The 14,279-nt window shown below is 62.9% G+C and carries 12 protein-coding genes; 5 read left to right on the forward strand and 7 right to left on the reverse strand.

The genetic code is table 11. The features are described 5' to 3' along the window. Positions 1–36: 36 nt before the first annotated feature. From CQ14_RS27340 to CQ14_RS27350, 3 genes are all read right to left on the reverse strand, one after another. The gene (locus CQ14_RS27340) at positions 37–231 is read right to left on the reverse strand and encodes a hypothetical protein (RefSeq protein WP_057860932.1); all 195 of its coding nucleotides are present in this window, start codon (positions 229–231) and stop codon (positions 37–39) included. Positions 232–425: 194 nt separating this feature from the next. Next, positions 426–1,598 (reverse strand): GNAT family N-acetyltransferase, encoded by a 1,173-nt coding sequence (locus CQ14_RS27345; RefSeq protein WP_063800430.1) that lies wholly within the window; start codon positions 1,596–1,598, stop codon positions 426–428. An 11-nt stretch (positions 1,599–1,609) separates the two neighbouring features. Continuing rightward, complete coding sequence (locus tag CQ14_RS27350) at positions 1,610–2,542, reverse strand: cupin-like domain-containing protein (protein ID WP_057860933.1); 933 nt, start codon at positions 2,540–2,542, stop codon at positions 1,610–1,612. A gap of 235 nt (positions 2,543–2,777) precedes the next feature. On the opposite strand from CQ14_RS27350, the gene CQ14_RS27355 reads away from it, so the two are divergent. Continuing rightward, entirely contained in the window at positions 2,778–3,929 is a 1,152-nt protein-coding gene (locus CQ14_RS27355) for a glycosyltransferase family protein (RefSeq protein ID WP_057860934.1), read from the forward strand. On the opposite strand, the gene CQ14_RS27360 is transcribed toward CQ14_RS27355, so the two are convergent. From CQ14_RS27360 to CQ14_RS27375, 4 genes are all read right to left on the reverse strand, one after another. Then, complete coding sequence (locus tag CQ14_RS27360; protein ID WP_057860935.1) at positions 3,868–5,181, reverse strand: O-antigen ligase family protein; 1,314 nt, start codon at positions 5,179–5,181, stop codon at positions 3,868–3,870. The genes CQ14_RS27355 and CQ14_RS27360 overlap by 62 nt on opposite strands. Beyond that, entirely contained in the window at positions 5,178–6,179 is a 1,002-nt protein-coding gene (locus CQ14_RS27365) for a glycosyltransferase family 2 protein (RefSeq protein WP_245320559.1), read from the reverse strand. Before CQ14_RS27365 ends, CQ14_RS27360 begins: the two co-directional genes overlap by 4 nt. Positions 6,180–6,440: 261 nt before the next feature. Beyond that, complete coding sequence (locus CQ14_RS27370; protein WP_057860937.1) at positions 6,441–7,439, reverse strand: glycoside hydrolase family 26 protein; 999 nt, start codon at positions 7,437–7,439, stop codon at positions 6,441–6,443. Further along, positions 7,426–9,324 (reverse strand): acyltransferase family protein, encoded by a 1,899-nt coding sequence (locus CQ14_RS27375; RefSeq protein WP_057860938.1) that lies wholly within the window; start codon positions 9,322–9,324, stop codon positions 7,426–7,428. Before CQ14_RS27375 ends, CQ14_RS27370 begins: the two co-directional genes overlap by 14 nt. A 569-nt stretch (positions 9,325–9,893) precedes the next feature. Between CQ14_RS27375 and CQ14_RS27385 the strand changes: the two genes are divergently transcribed. From CQ14_RS27385 to CQ14_RS27400, 4 genes are read left to right on the forward strand one after another with little or no spacing between them, the layout of a single operon-like run. After that, a complete protein-coding gene (locus CQ14_RS27385; RefSeq protein ID WP_057860940.1) occupies positions 9,894–11,411 on the forward strand; it encodes an oligosaccharide flippase family protein in 1,518 nt (505 codons plus the stop codon). Further along, positions 11,411–12,619 (forward strand): hypothetical protein, encoded by a 1,209-nt coding sequence (locus CQ14_RS27390; RefSeq protein WP_057860941.1) that lies wholly within the window; start codon positions 11,411–11,413, stop codon positions 12,617–12,619. Before CQ14_RS27385 ends, CQ14_RS27390 begins: the two co-directional genes overlap by 1 nt. Positions 12,620–12,659: 40 nt before the next feature. After that, a complete protein-coding gene (locus CQ14_RS27395; RefSeq protein ID WP_057861045.1) occupies positions 12,660–13,457 on the forward strand; it encodes a class I SAM-dependent methyltransferase in 798 nt (265 codons plus the stop codon). 4 nt (positions 13,458–13,461) lie between these two features. After that, on the forward strand, positions 13,462–14,214 hold the full coding sequence (locus CQ14_RS27400; protein WP_245320550.1) for a polysaccharide deacetylase family protein: 753 nt from the start codon (positions 13,462–13,464) through the stop codon (positions 14,212–14,214). Positions 14,215–14,279 lie beyond the last annotated feature (65 nt).

Below are 14,279 nucleotides of genomic sequence, written 5' to 3' on the forward strand. Positions count from 1 at the left end.
GACACGGCGCGCCCGTTCCCCCCACGATCCCCCAAGCTAATGCCGCAGTTCCGGCTTCACGATGGTCTGGCGAACCTCGGCGCCGCAATCGGCGCACTCATAGGTGAAATCGATCTTCGCCATGCTCCAATGCGGCTCGACGTCGCGCACATACATTTCGAGCCCCACACAACTCGGGCAGATAACGATGCCCGGTTCGAATTCGTCGTGCTGATGGATATAGGCTGGCATGTCGGCTCTCCCCAAGAAAACGCCCAAGAAAGCATTTACCAGTGGTCCCTGACCCGTAGCGCAGCATACGCCTCTGACGTGCAGGCGATCATGAACTCTCGCGAACGCAGAGAGAACATCCCCACAATCCCAGCATGTGTGACAGATTTGCATCGTTGTGGAACTCAACCCAGAACGTGCCAAATCTCCTCGTGTCACAAGGGCTTACCGAACGCGCGTCGCAGCCTTGCATCGAGTTGCGGATGGTTTCGCAGGGCGAGCACCGCGCGATCGCGCAAGGCAAAAGGCCATCCGCGCCAGCTCAGGGCGGCGCTGATGTCGATCAGCGGCAACTGCATCACGCCGAAGCGGCGCTTGTAATCGTAATTGCCGACAGAGAAATCGAACTCGCGCACGCCATCCCTGTGCAGGGCTGCCATGGTGCGCTCGATGATCAGCCGGCCCGGCGAGCAGTTAGACCATTTCTCGCCGGCATTGCTGATGCGGACCATCACGTAGCGTGAGCCGGTCCTGATGCCGAGCAGTGTCGCCACGACTTCCTCGCCGACGGTGAGCGCCGAGACCAGCGCATAGCCGGTGCCGACGCCGTCGCGCACCAGGTTGCGGTAGAACGCCGCGCAGGCCTCGTCATCGAGAATGTAGTTCACCCCGAGGCTCTGCATCCGCGCGCCCTGTTGAACCTCGGTGGTCGAGAGAATTCGCAGCGCCTCGTTGGTATCGGTGACGATTGCGAAGGAAGCGGCCGGATCGCGCGTAAACACGCGCCAGCTCCGCTCCAGTTCCTTGCGCTGGGTCTTTTCCAACGTGTAGCGCCAGGCGTCGTAGTCCTCGCCCGTGGTGACGAGGTTGCCGTTGAGCACGCACGCTCCAGCCGCGTCGAGGAAGGCCAACGGGTTGGGCTTGCCGCCGAGATCGTTGGGCATCTTGCGAAGGCGGATGAGATCGGCGGCATCCTGCATCCGGCGCAGCGCCGACAAAAGGCTTCGCCACAACGCACGCGCAGCCTTCGCATCGCGCGGCGCGGCGCTGCCCAGGATCGGCGCGTTGTAGTCGGTCAGATTGAGATCGGCGAATTCGATCGCCGCGATTTTTTCTTGCTGGCGACGGATCAGCGGTAGCAGCGCCGCCGGTTCGCCGGTCGATGCATCCGTGACAACAGCGATCAGCGGCGCCACGCCCTCGGCGCCGGCGAAAGCGCGGTACCAGGCGTCATACCATTGCGGATGCTGGAACGGTGTCGACGGGCCGATGTCGTTCCAGCGCGCGGCGGCCTGTTGCCAGTCGCGCAGCAGCTCGACGCGGAATTGTGCCGCGCGGCCGGTTAAGCGCGCCGCCGGTAGCCCCGCACTGGTCGTCAGCACCGTCATCGGCGTTGCGATTATGCCGCCTTCGGCAGATCTACGATTTTGCTGGGCTCGTTGGCATCGAGGCGGAAATCGATCGCGCGGCGGGCCTTGCGCTCGCGCCTGACCCATTGGCTGTCACGCACGAGCTTCTGCAGCACCTTCTTGGCGAAGAAAGACGGCCCGCGCAGATTGCTGGTCTTCGGCATATAGCCGAAGCGATGCCGCAGCAGGCCGTTGGCGAGATGAACGATCTGGGCGCGGCGGATATCGTCATTGCCATAGGAGACCGTCATGGAGATGTTGACGGTGCCGAGATTTTCGACGCGGTGCGGCGCGTTCAGCGGCCAGTTCAGCATCTGCCCGGGTTCGAGATCGAACACCTGCGCGTGCGCGTCGTACCAGGGCGCGTAGGGCAGATCGACCTCGACGTCGAACAGCGCGATGTCTTCGAGATGCTCCGGCTTGATGAACGGCGCGGTGTTTGGATAGACGTAGACGCGCTTGCGGCCGGCGATCTGGATCAGGCCCTGCCCCGGCAGATCGGCGTGGTAATAAACCTGCGCGTCCGGCGAGGAGACGAGAATGCCGGCCTGATGGTTCGGCACCACAAAGCCCGGAACCTTGGCGGCGATCTCCTCGAACATCCGGTCGATCAGCTTGCGGAAGCGGCTATCAACCGCGCCGACGTCGCGCATGTTGAGCCAGAGCCCGCCGCGCGAAATCGCTTCGATCACCTGCCGTCCCGAGAGGTTGCCGATATCACCCTCGCGCCAGACGCGGCTGGAGCCCTTGGCACCGGTTTTCACCAGGCTGTAGTGCTCGCGCGGATAGCTCTCGATCAGTTGGGCGAGCTCGTCCATCGAGAACGCCGGCGATTTGTGCATCTCGTGCTGGAGCCGGATCGGCTGGTGGCTCCAAAGCTCGGAATGCGTCTCATCCCATGTGCTGAAGATCTTGCCCGTCATCGCCGCCGCTCCTGCTGACTTCCGTTGCCTCAGCGGCCGCCTTTTTCGGCTGTCCCGAAATCGCCGCCTGCAGCCATTGCCGTCGCCGCCCGATGTCCCGTTATGAGACGGCCGGACGATTTTCATGGTCGGATTGGCAAGAACAGTGCCGGGCAGACGCTGCCGCTTACCTGAAGCTAATGTCTGCGTTGTATGGCTAACGCCGACCGTTTCTGGAACCCCCGCCGCCGCAACGATGACTGGAGAAACCCGATATCGGGCGCTGTTTCTCGGCGCGGGACCGCAGATGCATTGCGGCGTCGGCCAGTTCACCCGGCTGCTGCAGGAAACGATCGAAAAGCTCCAGCCTGGAACCAGCGCGACGTTAACCCTGACGCGCAAGGAAGGAACGTTCGCCGAGATCTGGCGCGCGGTCGGTTCGGCGCAAAGCGTGGTCTGCAACTTTCCGATCGTGGCCTGGAAGCGCGTGATGTTTGCGCCGCTCGCGGCGATGGCGATCGCCCGGCTGCGCCGGCGCAAGGTCGTCCTGATTCAGCATGAGTGGCGCGGGCTGCACTGGCTGCGCCGCATCACCTACATGCCGGCGCTGGTCGTTGCCGATGTCATCGTCATGTTCTCGCCGCTGGTGCGGCAGGAGCTGGCAGGCGATCCCCTGCTCGGCTGGACCGCGAAAAAGAGCGTGCTGGCGCCGCTGCCACCGAACATCGAGGCACCGGCAGGCATCGAGGATTCGAAATTGCGGCATCGCCTCATCGCAGCCAAAGGCGACGGGCGGCTCCTGATCGGTCATTTCGGATCGATCTATCCGGGCAAGCAGCCCAACGCGCTGCTCGAGATCGGCGCCATTCTGAAGCAACGCGGGCTCAAGCCGCTGATCGTCTATGTCGGCTCCTTCATCCGCGGCATCGACAAGGTCGAGGAGGAATTTCATGCCCGCGCCAGAAAGCTCGACGTCGCCGAGGACGTGATCGTCTCCGGCTTCGTCGCCTCCGATCACGAGGTGTTCGGCCTGTTCAGCGAGATCGACGCGTTCTGCTATCCGCTCGACGAGGGGCTCACCGCGCGGCGCTCCAGCATTCTCACCTGCGTGCAATCGGGCCGTCCGCTGATCGTCGCGGGCTCCGTGTTGCCCGAGGAATTCGACCATCACCCGCGCTTCAAGGAATTGATCAGCCGCGGCGCCATCGTGCTGGTCGCGCGCGGTTCGGACAATGAGGCGTTTGCCGACCGGATCGCCGCGGTGGTCAAGCGGCCGCCGATACCGTTCCCGTTCGATTTTGACGGCTGGTGGAAGGATGTCGCTGACGCGGTGCAGGCGCAGCTCCCTATGCTTGCGCCCGAAACCGCGCGAGATAGTGCAGACCGAACACCGCCAGCAGAAACGTGAACCACAGCGGATCGGAGCGGTCGAGGAAGAAGCTTTCCATCGTCGACAGATAGAGCCCGAACAGCCAGATCCGCAGCAGCACCATGGCGAGCGGACCGTTGTTGCCGCCCTCGTCGGCTCGCTGGAAATTCCGCAGAGGCAAAATCACCAGGACCAGGATGAGCAGTGCAAGCCCAGGCACGCCCATGCCCAGCGCGGTGTCGAGATAGCCATTGTGGCTGTGCGCGGCGAAGCCGGCCCACTCCTTGCCTTCTGGGAGATTTTGAATGGCGCTGGAGCCCCAGAAGGACGCAAAGCCGTAGCCGGTAAGCATTCGCGCATGCAGCGACTGCAGCGCAAATGCCCAGATGTCGGTGCGGCCGGTGAACGTCGAGTCGAAAGGCAGCAGTTTTGAAATTCCGGCGAGGCTCTCCAGCATCACCGTGCCGATGCTCAGAAGATTCAGCAACAACAGCGGCGTGAGCAAGATGATCGCGCGAAGCCAGAACGCGCGGACGACTGATGTGACCGACGTCAGCAGCAGCACGGCAAAGCACAGCGTCAACGAGCTCTTGCCGGCCGAATACAGCAGGAACAGCGAGGCAAGCGCGATGATGGCGGCGCCGGAAAGCCAGAGGCCGGAGCGGACGCTGTAAACGCCGAGAAACAGCACCATCACCATGATGGCCGCGGCCTGGTTCTTGTGGCCGAACGCGCCGCGCCAGTTGCCGGCGAGCCCCGGCTCCTGCGGGTCGCTCGCCAGGTGGATCGAAAGATCCGGCGCCAGCAATATTCCGAGATAGCAGACCGCGAGCAATGCGAGCGCCGCGATCGTGAACCAGTGCATCAATTCCTGCTGCGATTTCGGCAGCAGCATCAGGGCAGCCGTCACCGCGACGACGCAGACCGTCAAGGAAAGACGCTTGATCGACGTCCCCGGATCGAACGACAGCAGCACCGTCAACACCAGCCAGGCGCCGAACAGCATGAATGCCGGTGATAACAACGTCGCCAGTCCGCGCGCGTCGTTTCGCATCGCCAGCGCGATGGTCAGCACACTCAGGGCGCCGAACAACGCGTAAGTCGCCAGCTCGTTGCCGGTGCCGACGTCGCCGATCTGCAGATCGCCGAGGCTTTCAAACGGATGCAGCGATATCCAGCCCACGAGCAGCGTTCCGACAAAGGTTGCGCCGCGAACGATATCCATCACCTGCTGCCGCTCGACTCCTGCTGCCACGAGGCGGATTTCGGATGCGTCGACGAGCTGGCTCATGAGGCGATCTTCGACGCCTTGTAGGGCTGCGGTTCGAGCCCGAGCGCGGCCAGCGCGCTGCCGATCGCTACCGTGACCGGATGCACGGCAATGGTACCCTTGCGTTCGGTCAGGATCGCGTACGCGGCATAGACGAGCGACAACGGCAGGGCCGCCAGCAGTTTGACGGTCAGCTTCGCCTGCAACCAGACCGTCGGCGTCGCCTTGCGCTGGACGTGATAGTTGATCGCACCGATCCGCAGGCCCCGCGTCATCAGCCATTTCAGGCTGGTCCGGCTTTCCGGCACCGTCTCGCTGATCGTAGCTTCGGCCACCCAGTGAAAGCGCATGCCGAGCCTTTTACAGCGGTAGAAGAAATCGGTGTCCCCACCACCGAGGAAATTGAAACGGAGATCGAACGCCGGCGCGCCCAGCCGGTCGAATACCGAGCGCCGGATCAGGCAGTTGCCGCAGCCATAGATCACCGGCACCGGACCCGACGCGTCGTACGCCGGTGCAAAAGCCGGGTGGCGCCGCAGTCCGCGCTTCCGTTCATCAACGAATTCAGGGAATACCGGCCCACCGACAATTTCGGCGCCGGTCGCGTCCGCGGTCCTGAGCATCAGCTCCAGCCAATCCGGTGAGGCGACCTCGTCGTCGTCGATCATCAGGAAGCTGCTGGCGTTCGGGAACATCTGCTGCGCCGTTTCGAAGGCGGCGTTGATCGCATGGCAATTGCCCTGCCGCGGCTCGATCACGCAGAGGCCTGACAATTTCGCCGACGCGAGATACTCGGCGGCCACTGGCACGCTCTCGCTCCTCGATGCATCGTTCTCGATCAGGACGACGGCGAAGCGGCGACTGGTGCGCTGACCGGCAAGCGACTCCAGTGTGCGGCGCAGGTAATCCGGACGGCGGAAACAGGGAACGCAGACGACAGTTTCGATCGTGGGATCGAGGCCTGCCGAAAGCGCCACCAGCGCGCGCAACGCCCTGACGGACGGATCGGGTCCGTCCATCCGGAGATCGCTGGTCGATATCCCTGCCATGACACTCAGGTCGTTCACGAATATGTCTCATCGTCTCGAAACGGGATCGCCGGCTTAAATTCCGGGACACTTCCGTCTCGATAAGGCCGTTCGTTCCGGAATGACCCGGCGTTTGCGAACGTAACGCCGGCGATGTTGCAAATTTCGATCCGCCGGCGCCGTGCGACATGCCGAACTCCGGGGACGGTTAATGGACGGAGTTAATCCGCGCTGAACAAGCCCGGCCGCAGATCAGCGGCTGAACAGCTTTCGGAACAGAAGCTGCGACTTCGGAAACGCGCCGTTGTCGATCTGTGTCGGCCATGCCCCGTCGACGTCGAAATAGGCGGCGTAGGCAATCCTGTCCTCGTTCCTCATGAACCAGTCGTGCATCTGCTGAATGAAGAACGGGTTGTCGCCGGCATTGCCGACGCCCCACTCGGGGTAGCTCATGCGCTTGCCGTGCAGACGCGCAAACTCGCGGTGCCATTCCAGGCCGAACGGCGCCTTGACGTAAAAATTGTTCCAGCGCTCCTCAGGCGTGCCTTCATGCTTGAAGTCGTAGACGTCGAGGCCGATGTAGTCGACGACATCGTCGCCGGGATAGCTCGCATCCGCCGGCATGTCCTGCGGTCCCCATCCCGGACACCAGTCGAACTTGAAGCCTGAGGAGTGGCGGCGGAATATTTCCACGACGCGGCGGAACGCCCCGATGTAATCGGCTTCATGCCCCTTCGCGAACCACGCCATCTCAGCCAGGTTCATTTCCCAGCCGAGCCGGATGATCGCCGTCGGATGCGCTTCCGAAATCGCCCGGGCCGCCGCTTCGAATTCGGCATCGTGGAGCCCTTCGGCGACGTCGGCGAGCGGCGTGCCTTTCATCGTCAGCGGGATCGACCAGACCACGTTGCGCGCGGAGTTGAGCTTCTTCCAGACACCGGGGACCCAATTCAGTTTGGAGAAATCTTCCCAGGTCGTCTGGCCGTAGAAGTCGACACCCAGCACCGAGGACGGCTTCTGCTTCAGCCATTTTTCCCACGCCTGCAGCGTATGCTCACGCCCGACCGGTCCCCAATTGACGAAGGCGCCGGCGAACTTCGCCGGGTTGGAAACGCCGCGCGAGGCCGCATTGCTGTCGACGCGGGCCAGCAGCAGCACCGTCAGAACGAAGACGGACAGCAACAGCAGCAGTCGCTTCAGGCCATGCCCCTTGCGTCGCCTGGGATCGATTCTTGGATCAGTTCGAAACATCGGCTGCCCTCGCATGCTTTCTGGCAAAGAGTACCGACAGCCTTCGCCCGACTTCGATGGCGCCCTCCGCCGTGAGATGACCGGCGTCGAACTGCATGGGGATGTTGCCCTGCACGAGTTCGTCGCAATGGTCGTCGCGGCATATGGCATCGTAGACGGAAAGATAGGTAGCGCCTCCGGCCATCACCATTCGCTTCATGGCCAGATCCCGCTCGCGAATGCCGGGTGTCCGCCTCGCGCTCGCCGTGGACGGCAGGTCGTGCAGGATACCGTCCACCAGAAGCCGCGGCAGCGCCGCATCATACTCGACGATCGGACCGAGCACCGTGACGTCGATGCCGCTTGATTTCAGGTACCGCAGCGTGGCCGACAGAAACGGCAGGTCCTCGTCCTTCCATGATGCGGCAAGGAGTACGCCATCGATCTTGGTGTGGACGAGAAAATCGCCAAAGACGAATTCCATCAGACTGCGGCATACGGGAGTGTCATGGCGCGAGCCCGCCGTGCTGGCCGGGCGGCAAAGGCTGGCGGTCGCCTGCATGATGTTGATGTCGGGCATCGCCAGCGAAAGCCCTGACCAGAGATGCGCGGCGTGGCTGTCACCGACGAGCAGGTAATTCGGCCGCACCGGATCGGACTTCAGGCAGGTCTCGGTGTCGAGTTGCTGGCGGCTGGTCGACAGAAAGCAGCGCCCGGTGCGGAAGGCGACCGAGGAATCGTAGGCCAGGAACGAACCGATCTCGACGATGCGCTTGGGAAAACGGAACGGCACGCCGCTCAACAGGATCACCAGTCCGCACAGCCCGACCGTCGAGGCCATCGTAGCCGAGGTCACTCCGAAAATGGCGGCCCTCGATGTTCCCTTTGCAAGGTTACGGAACGGCGTCTCGATCAGCTTCCACGACAGGTAAGCGATGCCGACGGAGAGCGCGATCAGGGACAGCCTGGCCGATGCCGACCTCTCCGTGAAGAAGATGGCATCGGTGCGCTGAAACACCGTCAGCGGCCAGTGCCACAGATAGAGCGAATAGGATATCAGCCCGACGAATACGATCGGCCGCAGCGACAGCAAGCGGCCCACCGCCGATGCTGCGTGTTCGCTGGAGGCGATCACCAGCGTCGCGCCGATCGCGGCGACGCCCGTCATCGCCAGCAGCGGCACCGAGGACGATCCGAACGTGATGACGCCCAGCAAGAGCGCCAGGCCCGACGCGCCGCTGGCGTTGCGCCAGAATACGGATTCCGGCACGGGAAGAAATTCGACCGAGAGCAGCGCGCCCAGCGCCAGCTCCCATGCCCGGAACGGGGTGAGATAGAATGCAAAGGCGGGATTTCGCACGCTCATCACCAGAGCGCCGGACAGGGAAACCGCGGCGATGACGGCGAACAGAAGTCCGACGCGCTTCGGCAGGAAGCGATGAACCAGCAGCATCAACAGCGGCGCGATGAAATAAAACTGCTCCTCGACGCCGAGCGACCATGTATGCAGCAGCGGCTTGGTTTCCGCGGGCGCGTCGAAATATCCGGCGGTCTGCGCGAAATAGACGTTCGAGACTGACGCTACGGCGCTCGCAAGGCTTCGCGCGTAATCCACCAGCTCGACCGGCAAGCAATAGATGGCGGCGAGTACACTGGTGACCAGGAACATCACGAACAGCGCCGGCAGAATGCGCAGGATGCGGCGCTTGTAGAAATTGGCGAGCGAGAACGATCCGTTGCGGATATCAGCGCCAATCATGCCGCAGATCAGATATCCTGAGATGACGAAGAAGATATCGACGCCGACAAAGCCGCCGGAAAAGCCGGGGACACCGACGTGGTAGAGCAGCACGGGAATGACGGCGATCGCCCGCAGGCCGTCGATGTCGGCGCGGTACCTCGTCACCTCGGAGCCACCGACCTTGCAAGGATATCCCGGACGGCGGTGCCGGAAGCCGCGGCGTTAACATGAGCTCTCGCCGTCGCAAAAGGAGACAGGCCGGACAGGGCGGCTGTCCCAAAAAGAACAGCAGCCTCGCGGCCCACTCTTTGTGAAAAGAGATTCCCTCGAAAAAAACCTAAACAAAAGCTCATCGGCAATCCATTCGCCGACAAGGCCGGCAATTTCGGCGATCCGCTTTGCAATATCCAGTCCACCGCGAACGCACGCCCGAGCCGCGCCGCCACCATGGTTACCGCGGAACCGCAGCGGCGCCGGGCGTGTCGCAAATGCGGACATCGCGGACAGGCCTGATGTGCCGAAAGTTCCCGGTCTTGTCGCCTATCCGCAGCAGACGACGGAAAACCGTCGGATTAACCACGCTGACGCACCGCAAGACATGCAGCGCGGGTTCGGCACCGATCTTGCTCCAATGGGCCATCGCGGGAGGTTTGCGCCTGATAACGGCGAGCCTTCGGTGGATTTGTCGCGATCAATAGTGCCGTGTTGTTAACCTTGGACCCATTGCCGAAGTAATGCTCAGCCAGACGTTCCATTATTCGGTTGCAAGCGTCGTGTCGGCCGCCGTCGGCCTGCTGAGCGCGGTCGTATTCACGCGCCTGCTCTCTCCGGACGAATACGGCGTCTATGTCGTCGGACTGAGCACGGCCGGCATCGTCTCGGCGCTGCTGTTCACCTGGGTTCGCGTCGCCGCGCTGCGTTTTCAGTCGGAGGGCGGCGCCGTCGATGTCAGGAAGACGATTTTTCTCGCCTATCTCATCTCCGCGCTCGCCACGCCGATCGCACTGCTCGTTGCGACGCTGACGACGTCGGTATCGCTTGAACGGAATATCGCCGCCATCTTCTTTGCCCTTGGGCTCGGCCTGTTTGAGCTCGGGCAGGAACTCTTGAAGGCGCGGCTGCAGTCGCTTGCGTTCATGACGGCGTCGATCATCCGCGCCTGCCTGGCGTTCGCGCTGTGCCTGGCCGCGGCACTCTTGGGCGGCGGCGGATTGTGCCAGCTCGCGATGGCGGCCATCACCTATTTCATCACAACGACGCTGTTCGCGAGCACGATCCTTCGATCCCCCGTCGCCGGGCCGAAGATTTCAGACCTGCGGACATTTGCATCCTTTGGCATTCCGATCACGCTGTCCGGTATCGTCTTCGCGATCCATGCCGCGCTCGACCGGATGCTGGTGTTTCATTTCATGGGCGACCATGCGGCCGGCCAGTACGGCGCTTCCGCCGATCTCGTCCGGCAGATGATCCTTATTCCCGCAGTCAGCATCGCATCGGCCACGATCCCGCTGGCGGTGCGCGCCTACGCCAACGGCGGCGACCGCGAAGCGCGGCCGCATCTGGAATTCAGCCTCGAAATTCTGCTGGCCGCCGTGCTGCCGGCGGTCGTCGGCGTGGCGCTGACGAGCAGCTATATCGCCGGCGTGATCCTCGGCATCGAGTTCCGGGAGACCGCGGCGCAGATCATGCCGATCCTGGCTTTTGCCTGGCTGTTCCAGTCCTTCTCCCAATCCTACATCCACGCGAGCTTTCATCTCGCCAAGACGCCGTTCATGATGACGACGCAGAGCATCGCGATGCTGATCGCCAACCTCGCCGTCATGCCGGTCCTGCTTGCCCGATTTGGCTTGGTCGGCGCCGCGGCTAGCCTCGTCATCGTCGAAGCCTTCGGTGCAGCGTTTGGATGGTATCTGACGCGGAAGGCGTTTCCGCTGCCCTTCAACGCGTTCCAGCTCATGCGCATCGTCGCGGCCACGGCGATCATGGCGCTGGTGCTGACATTCATCAAACCGCTGCTGCCAATCGGCGTGGTCTCATTTGCCGTACTGGCTGCAACCGGCTGCATCATATACACCCTCGCCGCCTTCGCGTTCGACATCGCGGGCCTGCGCAAGGCCGTGATCGCCTATGGTGCGCGACGCAATCTCTGGCCGGCTGCAGGCCAATCAAACCAGGAACGACACGTCCTCCCGGCCGCGTCCGTCACCGCCCCGTCCACGGGACTACCCAGCATGTCGGCAAGAGAACCATGATGCGGCTCGCCAACAAGAACGCAGTCGTTGCCGCCGACAATCGACACGCGATTTGTCGAACCAACCCGGTGTCGCTGTCGGACTTCACCGACAAGCGCCGCGAGGCGACGCGCCCGCTTGCCTTCCGGGGTGAGAATTTCGACCGCGACTTCGACAGCAACACGCTGTTCTACGACGCGGTGCAGGTAAGCAAATCACAGATCGCCCTCTTCGCGCCGCCGTTCTTCAACCTGGCGCGCGACGTCGCGACGACGACCTTCATCAGCGGCGCCGGGACCCGCAAGGCGCGGGCACGGCATCTCGACCGCCACGCCCAATTGTGGCTCGACATCCCTGAGAATACCGGTCCGGTCCAGGCATTGGGCGACCTTGGAAGCTTCGCGTTCTCGGTGTCGCCAAACTTTTCGGAGATGTTCCGGGATTGCCGCGTCATCTTCACGATGTCGAAGGACAATCCGATCGAATGGATCCTCGACTGGGTGAGGTTCAACCGCGACATTCACGACGCGGATGCCGTTCTCATCTATGACAACGGCTCCAGCGCCTACGACAGCGCCACCCTGAGCGCGGCGCTCCGGTCAGTTCCGGGCATCCGCTGCTCGGTCGTGATGGAATGGCCGTTCAAGTACGGCCCGCAGGGCGCCAATAGCTGGGATCACTGGGATTCTGATTTCTGCCAGTTGGGCGCTTGGGAGCACGCCAGATGGCGCTTCCTGCAGCATGCCCGAAGCGCCATGAACTCTGATATCGACGAGCTCGTGCTGTCGAAGACGGGACAATCGGTGTTCGAAGCCGCCGAACAGTCATGGACCGGCCTTGTCCGCTATCGCGGGCGATGGATCATCGGCATCGACGACGGCGTCCGCGACGAGGCGCGCGCTCCGCATCGCCATACCGACTTCTCGATCTTCATGCCGCCGAAATACGAACGTTCAAGGTTCGCGATCCGGCGCGACGCGAATGCATGCCTGCCGAAATGGACGGTGGTTCCCAGCCGATGCCCCACCCATGCGCAATGGCATGTGCACTCAATCTTCTCCTGGTGGGCTTCGTACTTCTGCACAGGGAATTTTTCGTTCCGCCACTTCCGCGAGATCGGCAGCAACTGGAAATATCAGCGCACCAACCGCGTGCCGTTCGATCCGTCGATTCACCGGGCGGACCAGGCATTGATGGACGCTTTCAAGCGCGTCGATTGGGAAAACTGAAATGAACAAGGCAACCTCCACGTCAGAATGGACGAAGTCGATGAATGAAGCGGTCACGATCCGACACGCGCAGGCGGCAGCCGCCAATCCGGAAGCCGTGCAGCACCCGCAGGCGCTGCTCGAACTGGTGCATGGTGAGGCGCGTCAGAGTCTGCTCACCGTTCACGGCATTCTCGAAGCGACGCTGCCCGAAGGCGAACTCTCGATCTACGAGGCCGGCGGCGGCTCGACCAGCTTCCTGCCGCTCAAGGTGCTGCATCGCGCCCACGTCACCGTGGTCGATATCGACGAGGACCAGATCCGCAACAACGACTATGCGCACAGGGCGATCCTCGGCGACATCCAGACCTATCGCTTCAAGCCCAACAGCTTTGACCTGGTGATCTGCTACAACGTGATCGAGCACGTGCCCGATGTCGAAGCGGCGCTACTGAACTTCTGCGAGGCGCTGAAGCCGAGCGGTATGATCCTGATCGGCGCACCGAACCCGCGCTCGCTGTCCGGCGTCGTCACCAAATATTCGCCGCACTGGTTCCACGTCTGGTTCTACCGCCATGTCCGCGGCGACAAGAAAGCCGGCCTGCCCGGCCACGCGCCCTTCCCGACGCTGTTCCATCCGCTGGTCACGCTTCCCAATCTGGAGGCGTTCGCCGAACAGCACGGCCTGCAGATGCTCCATCGCAAGCAGTATGAGAGCCCGCGCTATCCGGAGATGCGGCTGCGCATGCCCGCCTTCGCGGCCCTGGTCGATGCCGCCGCGCAAGTGATGAACTTCTTCCTGCCCGGCCGCACCGACGTACGCCACGGCGACTACCACGTGATCCTGCGGAAGCGCTGAGACCATGAACGCGATGTTGTCAGAGGCAAGGGCAAAGGTCGGCCACCGGCTGGCGATGCATCTGCGCGTCGATCTGTTCCGGCTGCGCAACAGCACGCCGATGGTCAGCTTCACGTTCGATGATTTGCCAAAGAGCGCGGTGACAACAGGCGCGGCGATGCTCGAAGCGCATGGTGCGCGCGGGACATTTTACGTCTCCGGCAGCCTGGTCGGCGCCGATGCGCCGGACTGGGTCGCGGGCAACGCCGACGACGTGGTCTCGCTGCACCGCCGGGGTCACGAGATCGGCTGCCACACCTTCTCGCATCAGCGCGCCTGCGACCTCGACGAAGCCGGGATGCGGCAGGAGATCGCGCGCAACCGCGCTTACCTTCGCGCGCTCGATCCTTCGATACGGGTCGACAGCTTCGCCTATCCGTTCGGCTACGGCTCTTACGCCCGCAAGTATCAGCTCAGAAAGGCGTTCCAGACCTGCCGCAGCATCGTCCAGGGTGTCAATTCCGGCGGCGTCGACCTGCAGTTCCTGCGCGCCATGCCGCTGATCGATCGCGAGATGGATCGCGACGGGATCGAGCGCGCATTCGACGAAGCGCAAAGCAATAATGGATGGTTAATTTTCTACGGCCACGACGTCACGGAACGGCCGAGCCCCTATGGCTGCTCGCCTGCCTTGCTCGAGCATGCGCTTCGGGCGGCATCCCGGCGGAACATTTCGGCCCTGACCATGGCGGAGGCGATGCGATGCGCCAGCGCTTAAACCCTTTGTTTGCCCTTTCAGTGGATAGTCCCTTGGTGAGTATGGTTAATTTTCCCTGTTGCGTT

It is taken from the genome of Bradyrhizobium lablabi (assembly GCF_001440475.1).
GTDB lineage: Bacteria > Pseudomonadota > Alphaproteobacteria > Rhizobiales > Xanthobacteraceae > Bradyrhizobium > Bradyrhizobium lablabi.

Coding starts and splice junctions, on each gene's coding strand:
- CQ14_RS27340 (WP_057860932.1), bottom strand. CDS start 231: ATGCCAGCCTATATCCATCAGCACGACGAATTCGAACCGGGCATCGTT.
- CQ14_RS27345 (WP_063800430.1), bottom strand. CDS start 1,598: ATGACGGTGCTGACGACCAGTGCGGGGCTACCGGCGGCGCGCTTAACC.
- CQ14_RS27350 (WP_057860933.1), bottom strand. CDS start 2,542: ATGACGGGCAAGATCTTCAGCACATGGGATGAGACGCATTCCGAGCTT.
- CQ14_RS27355 (WP_057860934.1), top strand. CDS start 2,778: ATGACTGGAGAAACCCGATATCGGGCGCTGTTTCTCGGCGCGGGACCG.
- CQ14_RS27360 (WP_057860935.1), bottom strand. CDS start 5,181: ATGAGCCAGCTCGTCGACGCATCCGAAATCCGCCTCGTGGCAGCAGGA.
- CQ14_RS27365 (WP_245320559.1), bottom strand. CDS start 6,179: ATGGACGGACCCGATCCGTCCGTCAGGGCGTTGCGCGCGCTGGTGGCG.
- CQ14_RS27370 (WP_057860937.1), bottom strand. CDS start 7,439: ATGTTTCGAACTGATCCAAGAATCGATCCCAGGCGACGCAAGGGGCAT.
- CQ14_RS27385 (WP_057860940.1), top strand. CDS start 9,894: ATGCTCAGCCAGACGTTCCATTATTCGGTTGCAAGCGTCGTGTCGGCC.
- CQ14_RS27390 (WP_057860941.1), top strand. CDS start 11,411: ATGCGGCTCGCCAACAAGAACGCAGTCGTTGCCGCCGACAATCGACAC.
- CQ14_RS27395 (WP_057861045.1), top strand. CDS start 12,660: ATGAATGAAGCGGTCACGATCCGACACGCGCAGGCGGCAGCCGCCAAT.
- CQ14_RS27400 (WP_245320550.1), top strand. CDS start 13,462: ATGAACGCGATGTTGTCAGAGGCAAGGGCAAAGGTCGGCCACCGGCTG.